Genomic DNA, 23,166 nt, shown 5'->3' on the forward strand with positions numbered 1-23,166 from the left:
GCGCCTCACAGTGTTTCCGGGCGCCCGCAGCTGTCCGCTGATCATTTGCTGAAACTGGACAAGTCCATTCGACGTGACCGCGAAAGTCACTGTGCTTTGGCACCATTACGGCTGTGACTGATTTTTCCGCCGCAGCCGGGGGCGGGGCCGGTCCGGCTCCGTGGTGGCGATCGGCTGTGTTCTACCAGGTGTACCCGCGTTCCTTCGCCGATTCCGGCGGTGACGGTGTCGGTGATCTGGGTGGACTGCGTGACCGTTTGGGCTATCTCGAGCTACTCGGGGTGGACGCGCTGTGGATCTGCCCGGTGATGCGCTCGCCCATGGCCGACGGCGGCTACGACGTGTCGGACCCGCGCGATATCGACCCGCTGTTCGGCGGCCTCGGGGCGCTGGACGAGATCATCGCCGAGGCGCACGACCGGGCCATGCGGGTGACCATGGACCTGGTGCCCAACCACACCAGCGATCAGCATCCGTGGTTCCAGGCGGCGCTGGCGACGGGGCCGGGGAGTCCGGAGCGGGCGCGGTACTTCTTCCGCGACGGCCGCGGGCCGGACGGCGCTGTGCCGCCGAACAACTGGCCGAGCATCTTCGGTGGTCCGGCCTGGACCCGGGTGATCGAACCGGACGGTAGACCGGGGCAGTGGTACCTGCACATCTTCGCCGCCGAACAACCCGACCTGAATTGGGAAAACCCTGAGGTCGCAGCCGATTTCGAACAAACCCTGAGGTTCTGGCTGGACCGCGGCGTCGACGGTTTCCGGATCGACGTGGCGCACGGCATGGCCAAACCCCCGGGCCTGCCCGATATGGAGCGCGTCGACACACGGATGCTCCACCTCGAGGACGACGATCCGCGTTTCAACAACCCCGGTGCGCACGACATCCACCGGCGGATCCGGAAGGTGATGGACGAGTATCCGCACGCGGTCGCCATCGGCGAGGTGTGGGTCGACGACAACAGCCGCTTCGGCGAATACGTCCGGCCCGACGAACTGCACCTGGCCTTCAATTTCCGGCTCGCCCAGACGCCCTTCCGGCCGGATCGGATCCGCGCGGCCGTGGACAATTCGCTGCGCGCGGTGGCCGGGGTCGGCGCGACGCCCACCTGGACGCTGTCCAACCACGACATCGAGCGCGAGGTCACCCGCTACGGCGGCGGGCCCGTCGGGCAGGCGCGGGCGCGGGCCATGATCCTGCTGGAGCTGGCGCTGCCGGGCAGCGTATTCGTCTACAACGGAGCCGAATTGGGGCTGGCCAATGTGGACGACCTCCCCGAGTGGGCGCTGCAGGACCCCACCTGGGAACGCTCCGGGCACACCGAGCGCGGCCGGGACGGCTGCCGGGTGCCGCTGCCGTGGGAGGGGGAGTCGCCGCCGTTCGGGTTCACGACGGGAGTGCCGTGGCTGCCCATGCCGCCGGAGTGGGCGGCGCTGACCGTGGAGGCGCAGCTGGAGCGACTGGATTCCATGCTGTCGCTGTACCGGATGGCGATCGAATTGCGGGCCGTCCGGCCGGAATTCGGGGGGTTCGAGCTGGAGTGGTACGCGAGTCCGCCCGGCTGCCTCGCATTCCGGCGCGAGGGCGGTCTGCTATGCGTGCTCAATGCCACCGATGCGCCGATCCTGCTCCCCGCGGGTGAGGTGCTGCTGGCGAGCGCGGCGATCAATCCGCGGCGGGAACTTCCGGCGAACTCGACGGCCTGGCTGGTCTGAAAGGGGTTTGTTACGACACGGCCGCACTAACCCTTACCGGTCGTAGTAGGCACACGGGCATCGACTACCGTTGGGCCGTGAGCATTCTCCAGACAGTGCTGATCTACGTCGGCATCCCGGTCGCGATCTATCTGGTGATCGCCGGATTGTCGTTCCTCGGCAAGCCGCTGCCCGGCAAGAAGCCGGCACACTACGAACTCGGTGCGAAGTGGACCCAGCCCCCGGTGCTGTGGAGCGCGACCGACGAGGTGACCGGATCCGGCCACCACGACACTGCTGATTCGCATGGTGACCATGCGGCTATCGAATCCGCCCACGCGGAGCTGATCGGAGGCCGGGCAAGTGGCAAGTTCTAATTGGCCCGTGGTGGACGAGGCCGACCTACCCCACGGTTACGCGATCACCACGAGTGGACGCGTCTCCGGTGTGCACGAGGCCGGCGACGTCTTCAAGGAAGCGCCGTTCAACGACCGCGAGCGGCTGCTCATGGACAATGCGCTCACCGACGCCACCCGTGCCACCAAGGTGCGCTTCAACGTCTACATCGGTGACCTGGGCTCCGACTCGGCGGCCGGCGTGGACGCCCTGTTCCCCTCCACCCCCGAGGCCGCCCGCTCGGTGCTCATCGCGGTGGACCCGAACACCAACTCTGTCGAGGTGCGCTCCGGCCGCGATGTCGCCGAACGCGCCAACGACCGCGTCTGCCAGCTCGGCGCCACCGCCGCCACCAGCTCCTTCCGCCAGGGCGAGCTGATCGACGGCCTGGTCTCGGCCGTGCGTGTGATGGCCGCCGCCATCGGGCGGGTCTAGCCGACTCTCGGCTCTTCTCGGGGGCTTCGCCCCCTGAAACCCCAAGGGACGTTTGGGGGCTCAGCCCCCAAACCCCGAGGGGTGAAGATCGCGCACCGACCCCCGCACGCCCCGACCGACATTTCGCCCTGAGCAGATCGGGGCGCGGGGGCGGGGTGGGGGAATTTACGCTCGGGAGATGGCCGAGCATCCGCGTTTGCAAGCAATTCCCGGTGGTCTCGACGAAGGGGCCGGGGTGGTGCGACGTGCGGCGTGTTCGGCGCCGGTGCGCGAGCCGCTGTGGCGGGAGGCACTCGGCGGTCAGTTGCGCTCACTTCGGCTGGAGCGGGGGGAGAAGCTGACGGAAACGGCTGGGCGAGCCGGTATTTCGCCGCAGTATCTGTCCGAGGTCGAACGGGGGCGCAAGGAGCCGTCCAGCGAGATGATCGCGGCCTTGGCGGGGGCTCTGGGCACCAGCTTGGGTTCGCTCACACGGCAGGTGGCCGAGGACCTGCTTCGCGCCCGTCCCGCCCCGGCCCGGCACCCGGCCATCTCGCCGCTGGCGATCTCCCCCGTTCTGCTGGCCGCCTGATCCACGAGCATGCGTTGGCGCACCTGCCTTTTCGGCGTTGTGCGTGTACCAGCGCATGCTCGCCGGCGTTCAGGCGCGGGGGCCGAGGAGATGGTCGGCCAGGCCGTAGTCGAGCGCCGTTTGCGCGGTGAAGACCCGGTCCCGGTCGGTGTCGCGGCGCAGGGTTTCCGCGGACTGGCCGGTGTGGGTGGCGAGGATGGTTTCGATCTGGGCGCGCATGCGGACGATTTCGTCGGCCTGCAGGATCAGGTCGGGGATGGTGCCCTGACCTCGAATCGCGGGCTGGTGCAGGACGATTCGAGAGTGCGGGAGGACATTGCGGCGGCCCTTCGCGCCGCCGGCCAGCAGCACGGCGCCCACCGCGATCGCCTGGCCGACGCAGGTGGTCACCACAGGGGACTGAATGTGCTGCATGGTGTCGTAGACCGCGAGCATGGCCGGCAGGTCGCCGCCCTCGCAGTTGATGTAGAGGTTGATGTCCTGGCCGGGGCTTTCCGCGTCCAGGTGGAGGAGCTGGGCGATCAGGGCATTCGCGACACCGGAGTCGATGGGCGTGCCGAGATAGACGATGCGTTCGGTGAGCAGATGCGAGTAGACGTCCATGATCCGCTCGCCGCGCGGGTCGCGGGCGATCACATTCGGAATCGTGTAGCTGCTCATGCCGAGATCCCCAGCTTCTGGCGTTGCGGGACGACCTGGTGGAAGGAGTCCACGATGCCGTCGATGAAGCCGTACTCGCGGGCCTGCGTCGCGGTGAACCAGCGGTCGTGCAGGGAGTCCTCGAAGACCTGGGCGTAGGGCTGGCCGGTGTCGGCGGCGATCAGGCCGAGGACGGTCTGCACGGTGTAGCGCAGGTCGTCGGCCTGCACCTCCACCTCGACGGCACTGCCGCCGATGCCCGCCGAACCCTGGTGCATGAGGATGCGGGCGTGCGGCAGGGCGTAGCGGTGCCCGGGTGTCCCCGCCGACAGCAGGAATTGTCCCGCGCTGCAGGCCAATCCGAGGGCCAGTGTGGACACCGTGCCCGGCACCAGCCGCATGACGTCGCGGATGGCGAGCATGGCGGGCACGGACCCGCCGGGCGAGTGGATCCACAGCGAGATGTCGGCCTCGGGATCCTCGGCCGCCAGCGTGAGCAGCTGGGTCATGAGCAGCGTGCCGTTGTCGTCGTCGAGCGGCCCGTCCAGTACGAGCACCCGGCGGGCGAAGAGCTGTTCCCTGGTGTGCCAGTTGAACATCGGAGTCTTGTTCTCTGCCATGCCTTCACGGTGCCGCAGCGGATCGCCGGAAGTCCTGCCGCGCTGCTGTGGGCGGATCCGCCCACAGCAGCGTCTGCCGGGCTAGTGCCGGTGGCAGGTATCGGCGACGCGGTCGAACTTGGCGCGCACGGGTTCGCTGCCGGGGGCGTGGTCGTGGCGGATCTGTTCGATGCGGTCCTCGACGTCGGGGTACTGGGACACGATGCGGAAGAAGGACTCGGGCCGGGCCTCGGGCGGCAGCTGGTACATCACGGCGAGCCCGGAGGTGAGTTCCGGGTGGCCGTCGATGAGCCGGGCCAGCACCGGATCCTGATCGTTGAGAGTGGTGTCGATCTGGGCCCAGCTGCAGGTGGAACGGGTGAGCGAGTCATCGTCGTCGGCGGCCGCCACGCCGGTGCCGGAAAGCACTGCGGCGGAGCAGATTCCGGTGACGGCGAGAGCGGCGGCGGCGTGACGGGTCCAGGATGTCATGGTGGGTGGCCTCATTCGGTCGGGATGGCTTGCGGCACCGATCATGTCGGACTCCGGGCCCGCGGACCCCGTCCGGCGGGGGTTCTTCAGCGACTCTTCAGTCGCGGCCCCGCACCGCCGACAGCCCCTCCCGAATGGATTCGGGAGGGGCTGTCGGCGGTCGAAATATGCTGCCGTGCAGTGCTTTCTAGCTGCGGTCGAAGGCCCGGGCGCGCAGCGAGCGCTCGATGCCCGCCTTGCCCTCCACCACCAGGCGGCGCAGCGCCGGCGGGTGTTCACCGGCGAGGAACTTGTCGGCCACCGCGACGGCCTCCTCGGTGACGGCCCAGTGCGGGTACAGCCCCACCACGACCGTCTGGGCGACCTCGCTGGAGCGCCGCTCCCACACCGACGCGATCTCGGCGAAGTAGCGCTCCACGTACGGGGCCAGCAGCGCGCCCTGGCCCGCCGGGGCGAAACCGGTGACGATGGCACGCGCGGTGATGTTCGGCACCGTGTCGTCGACCATGACGGTGTCCCACGCCGATTCCTTGACCGCCGCCTGCGGGCGGGCGGTGGCCGCGGCCGCGGCCTGGCGGCGGCCCGCGGCGGTGTCGTCGCGCGTGAGTTCCGCGTCGATGACCGGGGTTTCGATGCCGTCGGCGTCGATGGCCCCCGCGGCCGCGAGCGCCTGGGTGATGCGCCAGCGCAGGTCGGTGTCGACGGTCAGGCCCGGCAGGCCGACACCCTCCGGGGCATCGGCGTGCAGCCGGCGCAGCACCTCGATGTGCTGTGGCGAGAGCAGCGCGCCGGTCAGCGCGTTGACGAACGCCAGTTGGTGGTCCGAACCCGCACCGGCGGCGCGGGCCAGTTCCAGCAGGCGGTCGGCGTAGGCGGGCCAGCCCTCGGCGCGCGCCCACTCGGGGTTGGCGTAGGCGCCGAGCGCGGTGCCGGCCTGCATGAGCAGCCGCTGGACGACACCGATCTCGGTTTCCGCGCCGACGCCGCGCTGCACCAGCGCCACGAAGTCGCGGGCCTTCATCTCGGCCTGCCGGGTCATCTCCCAGGCGGCCGACCAGGCCAGCGTGCGGGGCAGCGGCTCGGCGATATCGGCGATGCGCGCCACCACCGTGTCGAGTGAGCCGGCGTCCAGGCGGACCGAGCAGTAGGTGAGGTCGTCGTCGTTGACCAGCACCAGCTTGCCGCGGCCGACGCCGACCAGCTCGGGCACCTCGGTGCGCTCGGCCGGATCGATGTCGAGCTCGACGCGCTTGGTGCGCACCAGCTTTCCGTCCTGGTCGTCGTAGACGCCGATGGCCAGGCGGTGCACGCGGCGCTCACCGGCGCCGGGCTCCGCGCCCTGCTGGACGACCGCGAAGGACGCGAAGTTGCCGTCCGAGTCCACGGTGAAGTCCGGGCGCACGATGTTCAGGCCGGTGGTCTTGAGCCACTGCGCGCCCCAGTCGGACAGGTCGCGGCCGGACGCCTTCTCCAGCGCGCCCACCAGGTCGTCGAAGGTGGCGTTGCCGTAGGCGTGTTCGGTGAAGTAGTCGCGCAGACCGGCCAGGAACGGCTCCTCACCGACGTAGGCCACCAGCTGCTTGAGCACGGAAGCGCCCTTGGCGTAGGTGATGCCGTCGAAGTTCACCTCGACCGCGGCCAGGTCCGGGATGTCGGCGGCGATCGGGTGGGTCGAGGGCAGCTGGTCCTGCCGGTACGCCCACGACTTCTCGACATTGGCGAAAGTGGTCCAGGCATTGGTGTATTCGGTCGCGCCGACCTGGCACAACACCGAGGCGAAGGTGGCGAACGACTCGTTCAGCCACAGGTCGTCCCACCACTTCATGGTGACCAGGTCGCCGAACCACATGTGCGCCATCTCGTGCAGCACGGTCTCGCAGCGGCGCTCGTAGGAGGCGCGAGTCACCTTGGAGCGGAAGACGTAGTCCTCGAGGAAGGTGACCGCGCCCGCGTTCTCCATGGCGCCCGCGTTGAATTCGGGCACGAACAGCTGGTCGTACTTGCCGAAGGCATAGGGCACACCGAAATTGGTGTGGTAGAAGCCGAAGCCCTGCTTGGTCTCGGTGAAAAGCCGTTCGGCGTCCATGAATTCGGCCAGCGAGGCGCGGCAGTAGATGCCGAGCGGGATCTCGCCGTGCGAATCGCTGTAGGAGTCGGTCCACTTGGCGTACGGACCGGCGATGAGCGCGACCAGGTAGGTGCTCATGCGCGGGGTGGTGGCGAAGGTGTGGCGGACCACGGTGCCGATGGTGTGGGTGTCGGCGACCGCGCCGTTGGAGATGACCTCCCAGTCCTCGGGCGCGGTGACGATCACGTCGTAGGTGGCCTTGAGGTCGGGCTGGTCGAAGCAGGCGAACATGCGCTTGCAGTCGGCGGTTTCGAACTGCGAGTACAGGTAGACCTTGTTGTCGGTGGGGTCGACGAAGCGGTGCAGGCCCTCACCGGTGTTCGAGTACTGGCCGTCGGCCTCGATGACGAGCTCGTTGTTCGCGGCCAGGTTCGGCAGGGTGAGGCCCTGCTCCTCGTCGTAGCCGCTCACATCCAGGGCCACGCCGTTGAGCACGGCCGAGCGCACACCCGCGCCCACGAAGTCGATGAAGGTCTGCGCACCCGGGGTCGCGGTGAAGGTCACGGTGGACTTCGAGTGGAAGGTCTCACGGCGCGGCTCTTCGGCACCGGTGGGCTGTCCGGTCAGGTCCAGTTCGACCCGATAGTTCTCCACCTGGACCGTCGCGGCGCGTTCGATCGCCTGCTCGCGGGTGAGATTCGGTGCGGACAAGGGGGCTCCTTAGCTCTCGGAGAACTTCTGCCGTGCAGGTGCACCCGGCTCGCTGAGCGGCGCTGCCCAGGGCTCGGTGCGGGATGCGATGCGCCCGCGCGAGGCATCGAGCGGACCGAACAATTCTCCACTCGCGACCCGGCGCGGACACGACGTTCCCCACAATGCCACGTCCCGCCTACCCGTGGCGTGGGCCCGCGCGGGCCGGTCGTTCCCGGCCCGTGCGGGCCGGTTGCTCCAGGTCGACTGCGATCGGGCGTTCGACCGGGCGTCGAGGCGGACGGTGCCCGTCGGTAAGCTCTGCGGCGGCAGCAATCGCCCAGCACGAGGAGGACCGTTGAAGCACATCCACGCCGGTAAGGTGCGCGACCTGTACGAGGACGGCGATTCGCTGATCCTGGTCGCATCCGACCGGGTGTCGGTGTACGACGTGGTGCTGCCGACCCGGATTCCGGACAAGGGCGCGCTGCTCACCCAGCTGTCCAACTGGTGGTTCGGGTTCTTCTCCGACGTGCCGAACCACATTCTGTCCACCACCGACGTGCCCGCCGAGTTCGCGGGCCGCGGGGTGCGGGTCAAGCCGCTGAAGATGCTGAAGGTGGAGTGCATCGCGCGCGGCTACCTGACCGGCGGCGGCCTGGCCGAATACCAGCGCTCCGGAACCGTGTCCGGTATCGCGCTGCCGCCCGGCCTGCGTGACGGCGACAAGCTGCCCGAACCGATCTTCACCCCCACCACCAAGGCCGACGCCGGGCACGACGAGCCCATCAGCTTCGCGGACGTGGTGAACCAGGAGGGCAAGGAGGTCGCCGAGCAGCTGCGCGACCTGACCCTGGAGATCTATGCCCGGGGCGCCGAGCACGCCGCCGCGCGCGGGGTCATCATCGCCGACACGAAGATCGAACTCGGCTGGGACGGCGACGTTCTCACCGTCGGCGACGAGGTGCTGACCTCGGACTCCTCCCGCTTCTGGCCCGCCGACGACTACGAGCCCGGCCGCCCGCAGAAGTCGTTCGACAAGCAGTTCGTGCGCGACTGGTCCACCTCCACCGGGTGGAACAAGGAGTACCCGGGCCCGGAGATTCCGGCCGAGGTGATCGAGGTGACCCGCCAGAAGTACGTCGCGGCCTACGAGCTCATCACCGGCAATACCTGGAGCGGCGTTCAAGGCTAGGCCGGAACCGCTTCGGCGGCAAGGAAGTTCGTGACGAATGCGTCGGCCCGGCCCTCCAGCTCGGCGCACTGGGTCACGCGTTCCGCGCCGACGGTGGCCGCGTCGATGAGGAGCTGCCCGTCGGCGTCGAGGCGCTGGCGGCGCTCCTCCGCATCGGGGAGCAGACCGACGGCGGAGTACGAGAATCCGCAGTAGTTGGCGATTCCCATATTGAGCTGGCCCTCCAGCGCCTGCTGCATGAAGTCGACGGTCGGATCGCCGGCGGCGACGCCGCCCAGGCCGAGCCACAGCATGCGCTTGCCCGCCAGGCGAGGCTTGCTGCGGCCGTACGAGAATCCGTAGTTCCACACCCGATCGATCCAGCCCTTGAGCAGCGCGGGGACGCTCGCCCAGTAGACGGGGAAGACGGCGATCACGACGTCGGCGGCCAGGATGCGGTCCATGTGTTCGTGGACCTCGGGGGAGTAGGTCTTCTCGCGGTTGCCCCAGTCGGGCTGGTCGGCCTCGGTCATCCGCGGGTCGAAGCCCTCGGCCCGCAGATCCAGCAGGTCGACGCGGTATCCGGCGGACTCCAGCCGGGCGACGGTCCGGCGGGCGATATACGCAGTGAGGGAATCGGATCGGTGGTGAGCGATCACCACGAGGGCGGTCTGCTGACGGGTATCGTTGTGCGACAAGGGATTTCCTCCTGGATCGGCGTCGATGTCGCGTTCCGGTGTTCCCAGTACACCCGCCTCGGCGTGGACGATCCATAGACAAAGCGCTCCGCTGGATAGGAATTCGTCTAGCCTCGATCGGGTGGATCCCATGAGCAAGCTGCTGAGCGGTATTCGCGCCGAGGGTTCGGTCGTGACGCACGCCGTGATGCCCGCGCCCTGGACCATCTGCTTCGCTGACCACGCTCCGTTGACCATGATCACGGTCCTGCGCGGCGGCGGCACCCTGCGCACGCCCGACGGCGGCAGCAGGCCGCTCGCGGTCGGCGATACCGCGCTGGTGCGTGGACCGCAGACCTTCCACCTGGTGTCGGAGGGGTTCCAGGCCCCGAAGGACGCCGCGGGACTGGAGACTCCGGAGGATTGCCGGGACGGGAAGCCCGCCGAATACGAGATCTCCTGCTTCACCGGCGATTCCGCGTGCACCGCCGAGGAGCTGTCCGGAATCCATTGGGGCAGTGCGGCGAATGCCACCGCCCTGATGGTCGGTGCCTACCGCACCTCGGCTCGCCGGCACGAACGCCTGCTGCATTCGCTCCCGCCCGTCCTGGTCGTCACCGACGACTTCGACACATGCGGCTGGATCGAATCCGCCGCGGCCTCCGCCGTCGATCAGAGCGCCGGTTCGCAGGCCATGGTGGACCGCCTCCTCGACTGGAGCCTGGTCTGCACCCTCCGCAGCTGGTTCGACCAGGCCGGGCCCGCCGCCCCGGGCTGGTTCCGCGGCCTGTCCGACCCGATCGTGGGACCGGCCCTGACCGCCATCCACACCACCCCCGGCGCACCCTGGACCGTGGCCGGCCTCGCCGCCGAATCCCGGGTCTCCCGTTCACTTTTCGCCAAGCGCTTCACGGCCGTCGTGGGCCGGCCGCCGCTGGCCTACCTGACCGAATCCCGCATGCACGAGGCCGAGGAACTCCTCACCGCCACCGATCTCACCATCGCGCAGATCGCCAAATCCCTCGGCTACGCCGACCCTTTCGGCTTCTCCGCCGCCTTCAAACGCCACCGCGGCCAGAGCCCCACCGCCTTCCGCGCCACCGCCGCCTGACCTGCCGCCGGTCGGTCACTGGCGGCGGAGGCGGGCGGCGCGGATGGTGAGGTAGTCGCGTTCGGGGAGGCTGGTGGTGTGGCGGGCGGCGGCGGTGTAGGCGGCGATGGCTTCGTCGGGGTCGCCGGCCATTTCGTGGAGGTGGCCGCGGACGGCGTCGAGGCGGTGGTTGCCCGCGAGCGAGTCGGTGAGGGTGTCGGTGAGGTCCAGGCCCGCCTGGGGGCCGTGGACCATGGCGGTGGCGACCGCGCGGTTGAGGGTCACCATCGGGTTGGCGGACTGGCGTTCGAGGGCGTTGTACAGCAGCAGGATCCGGGGCCAGTCGGTGTCCTCGGGGCGCAGCGCCTGGGCGTGCAGGGCGGCGATGGCGGCCTGGATCTGGTACGGGCCGATGAGGCCGCTGCGCACCGCCGCGGTCGCCAGCCGCACGCCCTCGATGATCATTTCGCGATCCCAGAGGCCGCGATCCTGTTCGGCGAGCGGGATCAGCTCGCCGCGGCTTCCGGTGCGCGCCGCCCGCCGGGCATCGGTCAGCAGCAGCAATGCGAGCAACCCGGTGACCTCCGGATCATCCGGCAGGACGCGGGACAGGGCCCGCGCCAACCGAATCGCCTCGCTCGACAGATCGCCCCGCCGCAGTCGCTCGCCACCGCTGGTGTGCCCCTCGGTGTAGATCAGATAGAGCACCCGCAGCACACTGCCGAGCCGCTCATTCCATTCTTCCCGTTGCCCGTTCGACCCCGCGGGCATGGCGAAGGGCCGCTCCTCGGCTGCCAGACGCTTCTTGGCGCGCGTAATCCGCTGCGCCATGGTCCTTTCCGGTAGCAGGAAGGCGCGCGCGATCTCCTCGGTGGTGAGCCCGCCCACCGCCCGCAGCGTCAGTGCGATCGCACTCGCCGGCGACAGGGCCGGATGGCAGCACAGGAAGAACAGCGTCAGCGTGTCGTCGCGATCCTCGGCGATGACCGCGTCGGCCGGATCAGGGGCGGCGGCACCGAGTCGTTCGGGATCGCGGATGGCGTTGGCGGCCTCGCGGTTTCGGCGGGCCGACTCGGCGCGGATGGTGTCGATGAGACGCCGCGCGCCGACCTGGATGAGCCAGCCGCGCGGGTTGTCGGGCAGGCCGTCGGCAGGCCACTGGGTGGCGGCGGCGAGCAGGGCCTCCTGGAGGGCGTCCTCGGCGGCGTCGAAGTCGCCGTAGCGGCGGATCAGGGTGCCGAGGACCTGCGGCGCGAGGTCGCGCAGCAGGTCCTCGATCACGGTGTCCGGCATCAGAGATCGGCGGCGGGGGCGCTCATGATCGGGCGGATCTCGATGTACTCGCCGATCGGCTTGCCGCCGGGGCCGGGCGCGGCCGATGCCTTGGCCGCGATCTCGAGCGCGCGGTCCGGGCTGTCGACATCGACGATCCAGAACCCGGCCAGGAACTCCTTGGTCTCGGGGAAGGGGCCGTCGGTGACCACCGGCGCGGAACGGCCGTCGGACGTGACGGTGCGCGCCTGGCCCGGGTCGGCGAGGCCCTGGGCGTCGACGAGTTCGCCGGACTTGGCCAGCTCCTCGCCTAGGGCGCGCTGGAAGTCGATGTGGGCCTGGATCTCCTCGGGCGCCCACTCGTTGATCGGGGTGTCGCAGTAGGCGGCGGCGGAGTAGGTCTTGATCAGGATGTACTTCACGATCGGCTCCTTTCGTCGGTGCACCCTTGCGGGTGCTCTCGTCCAGAGGTCGGAGCCCAGTACGCCGGGACGACGTACTCCGTACTCCGGATTATGTGAGGGTCGTCACAGCTCCTCGGGGTTCACGGCCTCGCCGCTCAGGATCAGCTTCTTGATCTTGTCCTGTACATCCCAGATGTTCACGTTCATCCCGGCCAGCACCCGGTTTCCCGAGTCCAGCCAGTACGCCACGAACTCGCGCTTGCCGAGGTCGCCGCGCACCACCACGCGCGCCTGCTGCCCTCGCGCCACGTACCCGGTGTACTCCATGCCGAGGTCGTATTGGTCGGTGAAGAAGTAGGGCAGCCGGTCGTACACGGCGGGCTTGCCCAGCATGGTCAGGGCTGCCACCGCGGGCTGGTTGAGCGCATTCGCCCAGTGCTCCACCCGGATTCGCTGCCCCAGCACCGGATGCTGCTGATCGGCGATGTCACCGACCGCGACGATATCCGGGTCGCTGGTCGCCAGGCTCTCGTCGACCAGGACACCGCCGCCGACCGCCAGTCCGGCATCGGCGGCCAGCTCGATATTGGGCCGCGCACCCACCGCGACCAGCACCGCGTCCGCCTCGATGGGGGTGCCGTCGTCGAGCCGCACCCCGGTGGCCCGGCCGTCGGCGGTGGTGATCTCGCCGACCTTCACCCCGAGCCGCAGATCCACCCCGTGCGCGCGGTGCAGATCGGCGAACACCGCGCCCATCTCGGCCCCGAGCGCGGCCTGTAACGGTACCGATTCCGCCTCCAGCACAGTCACTTCCACGCCAGCGGCGCGTGCGGCGGCGGTCACCTCGAGCCCGATCCACCCCCCGCCGATGACGGCGAGCCGCCGCGCGGAGCCGAACATCGCGAGCAGGGCGTCGGACTCCTCGATGGTGCGCAGCACGTGCACCCCCTCGGCGTCCGCGCCGGGCATCCGCAGCAGCCGCGGCCGCGAACCGGTGGCCAGCGCCAGCTTGTCGTAGGGCAGTGTCGTACCGTCCGGCAGCGCAATGGTTTTGGTGCCGCGATCCAGCGCGGTGACGGTGGTGCCGGGCATCATCTCGATATGGTGGTCGCGATACCACTGCGCCGGATCCACGGTGAAGTCGCTGAGTGCCTGCTTGCCCAGCAGATGGTCCTTGGACAGCGGCGGCCGCTCGTACGGCAGATGATCCTCCGCGCTGACGAGCGTGACCGAACCATCGAAATCATTGGCCCGCAAGGCTTCCGCGAGCTTTGCGGCGGCCAGGCCACCGCCCGCGATGACGAACCTGGATGTGGTCATGCCGAAACCTCCCTGCTAGTACGGTCGGGACCGCCGTCGATGAGGCCGATAGTCCGACCCTAGCCCGGGTGGAGTCGGGCGGAGCGGAAATATCGGCAACAATCGGGGTTGTTGCGCATTGAGTACGGCCCTGCCCTCGGCCGTCGATCGACTGCGAAAGGATTTCCCTGTGAGCGACACCAAGAAGGACCGGGTCGACTTCTGGTTCGACCCGCTGTGCCCGTGGTGCTGGATCACCTCCCGCTGGATCCTCGAGGTCGAGCAGGTACGCGATATCGAGACGCACTTCCACGTGATGAGCCTGTCCGTGCTGAACGAAGGCCGCGAGGGCCTGCCCCCGCAGTACGAGGAGCTGCTCGCGACCGGTTGGGGCCCGGTGCGGGTCGCCATCGCGGCGGCCCAGGCGCACGGCGACAAGGTGCTGGCCCCGCTCTACACCGCCATGGGCACCCGCCTGCACAACCGCCGCGCCGAGTACGAGCGCGAGGACGGCTCCCGCGCGGACCTGCTCGCCCAGATCATCGCCGAGTCGCTGGCCGAGGTGGGCCTGCCTGCCGACCTGGCCGAGGCCGCCAAGGGCACCGACTTCGACGAGGCCCTGCGCGCCTCGCACCACGCCGGCATGGACAAGGTCGGCCCGGATGTCGGCACGCCGACCATCCACATCAATGACGTCGCCTTCTTCGGGCCGGTGCTGTCGCGCATCCCGCGCGGGGAGGAGGCGGGCAAGCTGTGGGACGGCGCGGTCGCGCTGGCTGCTTACCCGCACTTCTTCGAGCTCAAGCGGACCCGCACCGAGGATCCCGTCTTCGACTGAGCTCACCCGCCTCCCCGGGTCTTCAGCGCACGGCTGGGAGCCGTTCACCCGCGGGCACGCGTGCCTGTGGCAGAGCAGCAAGCCGATTCCGGCGGTACCCGGGGAGGTGCCCTCGCCTCACGAAATCAGTTGTGCCGTCACCTATTTGGAGACGTCGCCCGATCTTCGCTGTCGCGAGACATCATTGCGGCCGGTACTCGTGATATGTGGTGGTATCGCCGTATCCGGGCGGCGGACCGCCGTATCCGCCCGGGTACGGCGGCTGGTACCCGCCATAGGGCGGGGCCGCGACCGGACGCTGCGGCACGTCGGGCCGCCAGAACAGCTTGCCGTGGCGGCTGCGGTCGCGCAGCGCCCACATGCGCCAGGTCAGTACCGGATGACTGGACATGGCGTTCACGATCCAGACGAAGAAGCCCTTCTCCTGGGCCGCCCGGTCGGCCATCTCGTCGAAACCGACCAGATTGTTCAGGTACTTGCCGCCCGCGAGCGTCTGCATGGCCGGGGGCGCACCCTGCGGCCGGTTGCAGAAGCCGTGATTGTCGGCGGTGTACTCCTGGGAGCGGATCAGCGAGCTGCCCAGGATCGGCAGGAACGGCGCCATGAACATGCCCAGCTGCCGCCAGTACGAGACGTGCCCGGCCGCGATGTGCCCGACCTCGTGGCCGACGATGAAGGCCAGCGCCTCGGGATTGCGTGCCGCGCCGCCGATTTCGAACAGATCGCTGTACACCACCACGTAGCGGCGGAAGCCGTGCCCGGAGGCGAACGCATTGATCTGGCCGTTGCCCAGCACCACGTAGGCATCGGGCACCTTCGGCATGCCGAACCGGGCCGCGGCCTCCTGCACCATGCGATAGCCCTCGGGGAACTGGGTCGGCGACATCTTCACGCCGTTCACCCGCTGGGTCGCGTAGTTCAGGCCACGGCCCAGGTAGACGAGCAGCGGCGCGAACACCAGGGCCAGCACCAGCTGACCGGCATAGCCGGACACCAGCAGCAGTAGCGCGAACAGATACGCCAGCACGGTGGCCAGGATCACGATCACCAGCAGCGGGATCTCCCAGCTGTGCCGTGCCGGCATCCCGAACGGGGACAGGCCCCGGGTCTGCTGCACCACCGGCGGCGGGGGCGGCGAATACGGTTGCTGCGGAGCCCATCCCGGCGGGCCGAGCCGCGGATCCCATCCGGTCGTGCCGGTTACGGGGTTCCAGGCCGGAGCGCTTCCGGGTCCCGGTAGGCCGCCAGCGGATTGCCCCCCGTAGGCGTTCGGCGTTTGTGAACTGTCGTCGGACGTCATGCCTGGATAGTACGTTTCACCGGCGTCGACGCGCGGTCGTCGCTGCGGGGCCGCGCACGCGACGGGCTGCCCGGGTGAGAGCCCCGTGCGGACCGGGGGCGGGCGTGCTGACAGAATCGCAGCCATGCGCGTATACCTGGGTGCCGACCATGCCGGCTTCGAACTGAAGAACCACGTCAAGGCTCACCTCGAGGGCCAGGGCCACGATGTCGTCGATTGTGGCGCGCTGGAATACGACGCCCTCGACGACTACCCGGCCTTCTGCATCGAGGCCGCCCGCCGCGTGGTCGCCGAGCCGGGTTCGCTGGGCTTCGTCTTCGGCGGCTCCGGCAATGGCGAGCAGATCGCCGCCAACAAGGTGCCCGGCGCCCGCTGCGCCCTGGGCTGGAGTGTGGAGACCGCGCAGCTCGCCCGCCAGCACAACAACGCCCAGCTGCTGGGCATCGGCGGCCGCATGCACAGCACCGAGGAAGCCCTCGCCATCGTGGACGCCTTCATGACCACCCCGTGGTCCAACGAGGAGCGCCACCAGCGTCGCATCGACATCCTCGCCGAGTACGAGAAGACCGGCGTGCCCCCGGCCCTCCCGAACTGACCTGTGCCCGAAGGTCATACGCTGCACCGCCTGGCGAAGCTGCACCACAAGCGCTTCGCCGGCGGTCAGGTCCGAGTCTCCAGCCCGCAGGGGCGATTCGCCGAAGGCGCGGCGCTGATCGACGGCCGGGTGCTGACCCGCGCCGAGGCGTGGGGCAAACACCTGCTCCACCACTATGATTCGGGCGTCACCCTGCACATCCACCTGGGGCTGTACGGCAAGTTCACCGAATCCGCTGTGCCCATGGACGATCCGGTCGGCGAGGTCCGCATGCGCCTGATCGGTGGCGGCCGCACCGGCGACCTGCACGGCACCGACCTGCGCGGCCCCACCGCGTGCGAGATCCTGCTCGACCCCGAGGTCGAAGCGCTCACCTCCCGCCTGGGTCCCGACCCGCTGCGCCGAGACGCCGAACCCGACCGCGCCTGGGACCGCATCCGCCGCTCCCAGCGGCCGATCGGCGCGCTGCTCATGGATCAGAAGATCCTGGCCGGGGTCGGCAATGTCTACCGCGCGGAAGTCCTCTTCCGCCACGGCATCTCGCCCGATCGTCCGGGAACCCAGCTCTCTTACGAAGAGTGGCAGGCGATCTGGTCCGACCTGGTCGACCTGATGAAGGTGGGCGTGCGCCGCGGCAAGATCGTGGTGGTCCGCCCCGAAGACGACCACGGCGCACCGGCTTACGCCAAGGACAAGCCGCGAACCTACGTTTACCGGAGGGCGGGAGACCCGTGCCGTCTGTGTGGCACCACCGTCCTGCACTCGGTGCTGGATGCTCGAAACCTGTTCTGGTGCCCCACCTGTCAGCCCCGCTGAACCCGTCGCGGACCGGAGCGGCACGACCGTCTCGGGTTGGATCCGAATTGGCGTGCCCGCAGACGCACGCTCATGCCGAGATCCCTGCAGTTCGTGGTTATGCGCCGATCGCCGGCGCGAGGATCTGTTCGCACCATTCGCGGAAGGTTGTCGGGCTCGTGGTTGCGGCGGTACGGGGCACGGCGTCGTCGAGGCCGTTGTTCTTGGCGTGCATCATGTCGACGTAGGCGGTCGCGATCGGGTCGCCGATGCCGCGCGCGCTCAGGGTGGCGCGGAAGTCGTCGAGAGATTGCTGCTGGTAACGGATTCGGCGGCCGAATACCTCGGACATGGTGTGCGCCATCTCGTTCGGTGTCAGGTCCTGCGGACCCAGTACCGGGACCTCGCCGGTTCCCGTCCAGGAGCGGTCGAGCAGCAGGCGGGCGGCCGCCGCGGCGATATCGCGGGTGGCGACCATCCGCGTCGGGCGGTCGGCGGCCTCGGTGCCGGTGAACACGCCGTCGTCCCGGATCGAAACCGCCTGCCACAGTAGGTTGTCCATGAACGACGGGTTCGCCAGTGCGCGGTAGGCCACGCCCGTGCTCGCGATGAGATCGTCCAGCGCCAGCGATGCCGTCACGTGGCCGGCCCGACCCGCGAGGGGAGTGCCCCGCCCGAGCGACGAGACGCCGACGACGTGCCCGACCCCGTGGGTGGTGAATGCCTTCGCGGCGGCGTGCGTGAATCCGGTGAACACGTCGTCCAGGCTCGCCGCGTACAGGTCGGGCGGGGCCAGCCAGAACACCGCGTCCGCGCCGGCGAAGGCCCGGTCCACGACATCGGCATCGCCGTGCGATCCGGTGACGATGTCGACGCGGGTGCGGATCGCCTCCGGGAGCTTCCCGGGATCGCGCACGATGACGCGCAATTCTTCACTGCGAGTGGATGTTTCGAGGAGGCGGTCCAGCAGCTGGCGGCCGATCTGGCCGGTGGGGGAGGTGATGACGATCATGCTTCGAGTCTGGTGACGGTTCGTCGCGGCGTCCAAGACCCTTTCCGCGGATTGATACCGTGAGGGTATGGATCTGGATCTGCGCAAGCTCCGCTACTTCGCCGCGGTGGCCGAGCATCGGCACTTCGGCCGGGCGGCGGAGAAGCTCTACATCGCCCAGCCCGTGCTGAGCCGTCAGATCAAGGCTTTCGAGCAGGAATTGGATTGCGCGCTGCTCGTGCGGACCACCCGCACCGTGGAGTTGACCGCCGCCGGACAGCAGCTCTACGAGGAGGCGCAGGGGATTCTCGCCGCCGTGGACGCGGCGGTGCGGCGAGTACACGACGCCGACCACGGCGTGCGACGCCTGGTGGTCGCCTTCTCGGCCGGACTGTACGTCTCGGAGGCGATCCGGGAATTCGCGACACGGCACCCGGAGGTCGAAACCGATGTCGTGCCCGCGCGCTGGTGGGAGCCGGACGCGCCGCTACGGGACGGCCGAGCCCAGATCGGTTACCTCCGAAGGCCTTTCAACGAATCCGGACTGCGCACCATCCCCGTCGGCCACGACCCCCGGGTCGCCTGCATGCCCGCCACCCATCCGCTGGCTGCGCGCCGGGAACTCACCCTGGCCGATCTCGACGGCGAGCGAATGCTCGACACCCCGAAACGCCGCACCGCCTCACTGGAAGAAAAGTTCGAGCTGATCGCCTCCGGCCACGGCATGGCCCTCGTCCCCCGCAGTGTCGCCCGTGCCTACGTCCGCCCCGACCTCGTCCACCGCCCCGTCACCGACGCCCCCAGCGCCGAAACCTGCCTGGCAGTCGCCTCGGGCCATCACGACAAGCTCCTCCGCGAATTCCTCGACATCGCCACCGCAACCCTGCGGTCCTGAACCACAGACGAATGACCTTGGGATCGGGAGTGTGAAGAATGAATATTTCAATCCGCGTGGCTATCTGCGTACAGTACTGTTCGTAGAGTTTGCCGGCGGGTCAATTGGAGTTCCAGCATGAGCGCGTACATCACGGCCACCGGCCGGTTCCTTCCGGGAGATCCGGTGCCCAACAACGAGATCGAGGATTATCTCGGGTCCGTGGGCCGGGCGTCCTCCGCGCTGCGGGAACGGACCCTGGAGAACTGCGGTATCAAGACGCGCTACTACGCGATCGACAAGAAGCAGCAGACGGTCGTCTCGAACGCGGAGATGGCGGCCGCGGCCGTGCGCGCCGCGGTCGAGCGCGCCGGACTGGGCGGCGACGATATCGAACTGCTCACGGCCGCGACCACCGTCGGGGATGTGATCGCTCCCGGGTTCGCCAGCATGGTGCACGGCGAGCTGGGCTACGGGCCGCTGGAAATCGCGACCGCCCAGGGCATCTGCAGCTCCGGGATGATGGCGCTCAAGAATGCCTACCTCCAGGTGGCGATCGGCGAGAAGCGCACGGCGGTCACCGTCGCCAGTGAACTCGCCTCCCGCGGCCTGAAGAGCTCCCGGTACCAGGAGCTCGATTCCGACCGCGGGGCCATCCCGATGGAGGCCGCCTTCCTGCGGTACATGCTCTCCGATGGCGCCGGCGCGGCGGTCATCCAGGACCGGCCCGCGGCTTCCGGGGTCAGCCTGCGCATCGACTGGATCACGCTGACCTCGTACGCCAATACCGAGAAGACGTGCATGTTCATCGGCACCGGCGACAGCACGGTCGTCAAGAGCTGGATGGACTATCCGGCCACCGCGGACGCCGCCGCCGACGGCGCGCTGCATCTGCGGCAGCGGCTCACCATGCTGCCGCACCTGGTGCGGGTCGGCGTGGACGAGTACGAACGCCTCTGTGACATGGGCAAATTCGATCCCGAGCAGGTGACGTGGTTCCCCGCGCACTACTCGAGCGAACGGATGAAGACCATCCTGCTGGACGAGCTCGAGCGCCGCGGCATCTGGGCCGGCCGCCCCGAAATGTGGTTCAGCAACCTGACCCGGGTCGGAAACATCGGCAGCGCTTCCATTTTCGTCATACTCGACGAGATGATGACCGAGGGCATGATCGAGCCGGGCGACACCCTGCTGTGCATGGTGCCCGAATCCGGCCGGTTCGCGGTCTCTTTCATGCATCTGACCGCGGTGTCGGCGCCGGACGCCGGATAGCGGCGGCTATGCGGTCCGATCGAGGGCGGCGCTGGCCCGCACGGCCCGCAGCCTGAGCAGCTGGCCGACACCGACGGCGAGCAGGGCTGCGGTGGCGATGATGTAGATGTCGCCCGGAATGTGCTGCCACCACGACCACGCGAGTTCCTGATGCTTGCCATTGGGGACGATGCCCGGGCCGATCAGGAAGAACAGTGCGAAGGCGCTGGTCACCGCGAACGGGGTGACACGTGGATTCGTGGTGGTCCAGACGGCGGCCGTGATCAGGGCGGGCGCCACCCAGACCCAGTGATGGGTCCAGGACACCGGCGAGATCAGCAGCAGGACCGCGGCATTCACGAGCAACGCGGTCACCGAGAGAATGGTTACCGGGCCCGCCGGACCAGCCGAGTCCGCGGTGCGGCGTTCGAGGCCGACCAGGTGGTGCATCAGGGCGGCGCCCGCGCCGACCGCCACCACGGCCAGGCCCAGCCAGACCGCGGTGGCCGCGGGATTCGTCAGTCCGAGACGGAAGACCATGCCCTTGAGGGATTGGTTGCCGACATAGTCGGGGGAGCCGATGCGGTTGGTGTCGGCGATGGCGTGCAGCCAGTAGTCGCGCGATTCCCTTGGGAACAGTACGAATCCGGCCCCGATCACGCCCGCCGCGGTGGCGGCCGCCGTGCCTGCGGCCTTCCAGTCGCGGCGGATGAGGAAGTACAGGACGAAGGCGGCAGGCGTCAGCTTGGTGACCGCGGCGACGCCGATCAGGACGCCCCGCGGCCAGCGGGGCTTCTCGGTCAGGCAGTCGAGGGCGACAGCGGCCATGAGAACGAGGTTGATCTGCCCGAACCACAGTGTGGTGCGGACGGGTTCGACCGCCAGCATGAGTACGACCGCGGTCACACTGAGCGTCAGTTTCGTGCGCGGGTCCAGGTCCGGGCGGACGCGGGAGAGCACCAGCCAGATGGTGGCGCCCAGGCAGGCCAGCGAACTGGCGGTCACCATGAATTCGGCCAGCCACAGCGGCATGACGGCGAGCGGGATCATCAGCACCGCCGCGGACGGCGGATAGGTGAACGGCAGGTCGGTGTGGCCCGCTACCGGCAGGGTGGGGCCGTACAGGGTGCCGTGCTCCAGCCAGCCCCGGGTGTCGACCCGGTACACCTGCAGGTCGAGGAAACCGTGCATGGCGGAGAAGATCGCCGTGATCGCCACCGACACCAGGATTCCGATCACGATCGGAATGCGGGGCAGGCCCGGGCGGCCCTCCGACTTCAGATTGCGCAGCAAGCTACGTTGCCCCGCCCGCGTAGTGATCATCAGGGAGACAGTAACCCTTTCGGCTGGTGCGCAGGATGTCCGGATTGCATTGGGAGACTGGTTAATCGATGGCAAATCCATCGATCGGGGTTCGGCCGCCCCAGTGCGCCAACCGGCTGCCCGGACGCGCGAACCAGGTCGCGTAGAAGAGGAAGGATACGGCGGCCAGTGCGCCCAGCACGACGCCCCCTGCGGGTACCGGATACTGCGCCATGGTCGCCGCCAGGAACCGATAGGACAGTAATAGACCGGCGAGCACCGCCGTGCCGAGCGACACGATCCGGGCCCGGGACAGGTCCCAGCCGCGCTCCGGATCCCGCAGCGCCGACTCCACCGTCAGGCACAGCACCGCGCCGGCCACCAGATCGCTGCCGTAGTGGTAGCCGAAGCCGAGCGTCGCGAGCAGCGTGCACACCAGCCAGAAGGCGCCGGCCCAGCGCAGCCAGCGCGGCGCGGTGCGGGAGTGGATGAACAGGGCCGTGGCCCAGGCGGTGTGCATGGAGGGCATGCAGTTGCGGGCGGTCTCGGAGTCGAACAGCATCGGCTGCGGATCGTGGGTCAGCGCGGGCCAGACCTGCGGCCAGTCGCCGATCTCCAGGCCGTGGCCGAGCGGGCCGTAGGCGAAGACCGGACCGACGACGGGGAAGAGCACATAGCCGAGTGGGCCGATCACGCCCAGCACCAGGAAGGTTCGCACCAGGTGGTGCCGCGGCCACGCACTCGTCGAGACATGGCGCAGCTGCCAGACCGCGACGACCACCGCCGCCACCGGCAGCTGGATGTAGACCACGTGCAGCACGTGCGAGGGCACCGGGCCCAACGCCTCGAGCGCGCGGCCGACCAGCCACGCCGGTTCGCCCAGCGCCTGGTCGGCCAGCTGGACGTACTGATCGAGCACGCGGGGTCCGGCGACGATGCTGACCATCAGCCAGGTGTCGGCGAGCTTGGAGGCCATGACCAGCAGCACGCCGAAGGCGATGGCCTGCAGGGCGGTTCGGCGACGCTCGCCCTCCCAGCGGAGCACGACCACGGTCAGGGCGGTCAGGGCCAGCGTCGGTCCGGTGCCGATCGATATGTGCCAGCCGCAGGCCGCTTGCAGGGCCAAGGTCAACAGGTCCAGCACCGCGGCGGCAACCAGGCTGACGACCCGGACCCGGGTGGGCACCCCGATGCACGCCAGCCCCAGTCCGGCCCATGACACGGCCGCCGACTGCGGGTTCGCGAAGTAGTCGTCGATCAGGCTGCGGAGCGGGCCCATCACCCCGTGCGCCGACGCCCATACCTGCGCGACGGTCAGCAACACCACCGCCACGCCCAGCCCGGCGGCCGGGAGGAGCCGAGAACGAGTCCCGGTGCCGGACAGCACCGAGCTGGAAACGTTCATCTTGTGGTCGACCAGCACTGTAAATCGATAACACAGCGCAAACGGAGGCACAACATCCGGTTACCGGAATCCCATTTTCCGGCGGGTCCGGCGTGTGCGATGCCATAGTGTCGCCCGCCGATCGCGCGGCGCGTGATCGGGGAGTTCGCCGCCGGTTCGGGCGACGCCACGGGTTGATCGGCAGGGCTGCCCGTTCACCCGGGACGGGTCCGGATGCAGCAGCATCGTGGATCGATCGCCGGTGAACGGATTCCGGCGAACATCGAGGTGGCGCTGACCACGCAGGGCGCGAGGGCCGTAACGCGCTGCGCCGCA

General features: G+C 69.1%; 23 protein-coding genes. 11 read left to right on the top strand and 12 right to left on the bottom strand.

Translation table 11 applies throughout. The features are described from left to right. The first annotated feature begins 113 nt into the window (after positions 1-113). The 4 genes from ACFXIV_RS28705 (at position 114) to ACFXIV_RS28720 (ending at position 3,096) form a co-directional block, all read left to right on the top strand. Complete coding sequence (locus ACFXIV_RS28705) at positions 114-1,715, top strand: glycoside hydrolase family 13 protein (protein WP_379398966.1); 1,602 nt, start codon at positions 114-116, stop codon at positions 1,713-1,715. Positions 1,716-1,792: 77 nt separating this feature from the next. Next, complete coding sequence (locus ACFXIV_RS28710) at positions 1,793-2,071, top strand: hypothetical protein (protein ID WP_379398965.1); 279 nt, start codon at positions 1,793-1,795, stop codon at positions 2,069-2,071. Positions 2,072-2,081: 10 nt separating this feature from the next. Further along, positions 2,082-2,525: a DUF5130 domain-containing protein gene (locus ACFXIV_RS28715; protein ID WP_379399033.1), complete on the top strand. Its 444-nt coding sequence runs from the start codon at positions 2,082-2,084 to the stop codon at positions 2,523-2,525. Positions 2,526-2,703: 178 nt separating this feature from the next. Then, positions 2,704-3,096, top strand: coding sequence for a helix-turn-helix domain-containing protein (locus ACFXIV_RS28720; protein ID WP_379398964.1), 393 nt, complete (start codon positions 2,704-2,706; stop codon positions 3,094-3,096). Between the two features lie 69 nt (positions 3,097-3,165). Here ACFXIV_RS28720 and ACFXIV_RS28725 read toward each other — a convergent pair whose 3' ends face one another. From ACFXIV_RS28725 to pepN, 4 genes are all read right to left on the bottom strand, one after another. Continuing rightward, positions 3,166-3,756, bottom strand: coding sequence for a ClpP family protease (locus ACFXIV_RS28725; protein ID WP_379398963.1), 591 nt, complete (start codon positions 3,754-3,756; stop codon positions 3,166-3,168). Further along, complete coding sequence (locus ACFXIV_RS28730; RefSeq protein ID WP_379398962.1) at positions 3,753-4,355, bottom strand: ClpP family protease; 603 nt, start codon at positions 4,353-4,355, stop codon at positions 3,753-3,755. The genes ACFXIV_RS28725 and ACFXIV_RS28730 overlap by 4 nt, the downstream gene beginning before the upstream one ends. 81 nt (positions 4,356-4,436) lie before the next feature. Beyond that, entirely contained in the window at positions 4,437-4,826 is a 390-nt protein-coding gene (locus ACFXIV_RS28735) for a hemophore-related protein (protein WP_354834689.1), read from the bottom strand. A gap of 187 nt (positions 4,827-5,013) precedes the next feature. Then, a complete protein-coding gene (pepN, locus tag ACFXIV_RS28740) occupies positions 5,014-7,605 on the bottom strand; it encodes an aminopeptidase N (protein ID WP_379398961.1) in 2,592 nt (863 codons plus the stop codon). Positions 7,606-7,942: 337 nt separating this feature from the next. On the opposite strand from pepN, the gene ACFXIV_RS28745 reads away from it, so the two are divergent. After that, positions 7,943-8,779 carry a phosphoribosylaminoimidazolesuccinocarboxamide synthase gene (locus tag ACFXIV_RS28745; RefSeq protein ID WP_379398960.1) on the top strand — a complete coding sequence of 279 codons (837 nt, stop codon included), beginning with the start codon at positions 7,943-7,945 and terminating at the stop codon, positions 8,777-8,779. Here the strand turns inward: ACFXIV_RS28745 and ACFXIV_RS28750 are convergent. Next, a complete protein-coding gene (locus ACFXIV_RS28750; protein ID WP_379398959.1) occupies positions 8,776-9,456 on the bottom strand; it encodes an NAD(P)H oxidoreductase in 681 nt (226 codons plus the stop codon). The two genes, ACFXIV_RS28745 and ACFXIV_RS28750, sit on opposite strands and share 4 nt — an antisense overlap. 130 nt (positions 9,457-9,586) lie before the next feature. Between ACFXIV_RS28750 and ACFXIV_RS28755 the strand changes: the two genes are divergently transcribed. Next, complete coding sequence (locus ACFXIV_RS28755; RefSeq protein ID WP_379398958.1) at positions 9,587-10,546, top strand: AraC family transcriptional regulator; 960 nt, start codon at positions 9,587-9,589, stop codon at positions 10,544-10,546. 15 nt (positions 10,547-10,561) lie between these two features. Here the strand turns inward: ACFXIV_RS28755 and ACFXIV_RS28760 are convergent, their stop codons facing one another. The 3 genes from ACFXIV_RS28760 to ACFXIV_RS28770 form a co-directional block, all read right to left on the bottom strand. Further along, positions 10,562-11,818: an RNA polymerase sigma factor gene (locus tag ACFXIV_RS28760; RefSeq protein WP_379398957.1), complete on the bottom strand. Its 1,257-nt coding sequence runs from the start codon at positions 11,816-11,818 to the stop codon at positions 10,562-10,564. Beyond that, complete coding sequence (locus tag ACFXIV_RS28765) at positions 11,818-12,219, bottom strand: YciI family protein (protein ID WP_354834706.1); 402 nt, start codon at positions 12,217-12,219, stop codon at positions 11,818-11,820. Before ACFXIV_RS28765 ends, ACFXIV_RS28760 begins: the two co-directional genes overlap by 1 nt. Positions 12,220-12,324: 105 nt before the next feature. Beyond that, positions 12,325-13,521 carry an NAD(P)/FAD-dependent oxidoreductase gene (locus ACFXIV_RS28770; protein ID WP_379398956.1) on the bottom strand — a complete coding sequence of 399 codons (1,197 nt, stop codon included), beginning with the start codon at positions 13,519-13,521 and terminating at the stop codon, positions 12,325-12,327. Positions 13,522-13,690: 169 nt separating this feature from the next. Here ACFXIV_RS28770 and ACFXIV_RS28775 point away from each other — a divergent pair, with 169 nt between their 5' ends. After that, positions 13,691-14,338, top strand: a complete 648-nt coding sequence (locus tag ACFXIV_RS28775) for a DsbA family protein (RefSeq protein WP_379398955.1) — start codon at positions 13,691-13,693, stop codon at positions 14,336-14,338. Positions 14,339-14,519: 181 nt separating this feature from the next. Here ACFXIV_RS28775 and ACFXIV_RS28780 read toward each other — a convergent pair whose 3' ends face one another. Beyond that, positions 14,520-15,638, bottom strand: a complete 1,119-nt coding sequence (locus ACFXIV_RS28780) for a M48 family metallopeptidase (protein ID WP_379398954.1) — start codon at positions 15,636-15,638, stop codon at positions 14,520-14,522. Between the two features lie 124 nt (positions 15,639-15,762). Here ACFXIV_RS28780 and ACFXIV_RS28785 point away from each other — a divergent pair, with 124 nt between their 5' ends. Together ACFXIV_RS28785 and ACFXIV_RS28790 are read left to right on the top strand one after the other, a co-directional pair. Then, positions 15,763-16,233 (top strand): ribose-5-phosphate isomerase, encoded by a 471-nt coding sequence (locus ACFXIV_RS28785; RefSeq protein WP_040860227.1) that lies wholly within the window; start codon positions 15,763-15,765, stop codon positions 16,231-16,233. A gap of 3 nt (positions 16,234-16,236) precedes the next feature. Then, positions 16,237-17,049 (top strand): Fpg/Nei family DNA glycosylase, encoded by an 813-nt coding sequence (locus tag ACFXIV_RS28790; RefSeq protein WP_379398953.1) that lies wholly within the window; start codon positions 16,237-16,239, stop codon positions 17,047-17,049. A 97-nt stretch (positions 17,050-17,146) separates the two neighbouring features. Here the strand turns inward: ACFXIV_RS28790 and ACFXIV_RS28795 are convergent, their stop codons facing one another. Next, positions 17,147-18,040: an NAD(P)H-binding protein gene (locus ACFXIV_RS28795; RefSeq protein WP_379398952.1), complete on the bottom strand. Its 894-nt coding sequence runs from the start codon at positions 18,038-18,040 to the stop codon at positions 17,147-17,149. Positions 18,041-18,107: 67 nt separating this feature from the next. On the opposite strand from ACFXIV_RS28795, the gene ACFXIV_RS28800 reads away from it, so the two are divergent. Both ACFXIV_RS28800 and ACFXIV_RS28805 read left to right on the top strand, forming a co-directional pair. After that, positions 18,108-18,914: a LysR family transcriptional regulator gene (locus tag ACFXIV_RS28800; protein ID WP_379398951.1), complete on the top strand. Its 807-nt coding sequence runs from the start codon at positions 18,108-18,110 to the stop codon at positions 18,912-18,914. 117 nt (positions 18,915-19,031) lie between these two features. Continuing rightward, positions 19,032-20,165 (top strand): 3-oxoacyl-[acyl-carrier-protein] synthase III C-terminal domain-containing protein, encoded by a 1,134-nt coding sequence (locus ACFXIV_RS28805; protein WP_379398950.1) that lies wholly within the window; start codon positions 19,032-19,034, stop codon positions 20,163-20,165. Positions 20,166-20,171: 6 nt separating this feature from the next. On the opposite strand, the gene ACFXIV_RS28810 is transcribed toward ACFXIV_RS28805, so the two are convergent. Together ACFXIV_RS28810 and ACFXIV_RS28815 are read right to left on the bottom strand one after the other, a co-directional pair. Continuing rightward, positions 20,172-21,467 carry a glycosyltransferase 87 family protein gene (locus ACFXIV_RS28810; RefSeq protein WP_379398949.1) on the bottom strand — a complete coding sequence of 432 codons (1,296 nt, stop codon included), beginning with the start codon at positions 21,465-21,467 and terminating at the stop codon, positions 20,172-20,174. A gap of 61 nt (positions 21,468-21,528) precedes the next feature. Then, positions 21,529-22,851, bottom strand: a complete 1,323-nt coding sequence (locus ACFXIV_RS28815; protein WP_379399032.1) for a phosphatase PAP2 family protein — start codon at positions 22,849-22,851, stop codon at positions 21,529-21,531. Positions 22,852-23,166 lie beyond the last annotated feature (315 nt).

The sequence above is a fragment of the Nocardia sp. NPDC059236 genome, from assembly GCF_042754085.1.
In the GTDB taxonomy this organism is placed as follows: domain Bacteria; phylum Actinomycetota; class Actinomycetes; order Mycobacteriales; family Mycobacteriaceae; genus Nocardia.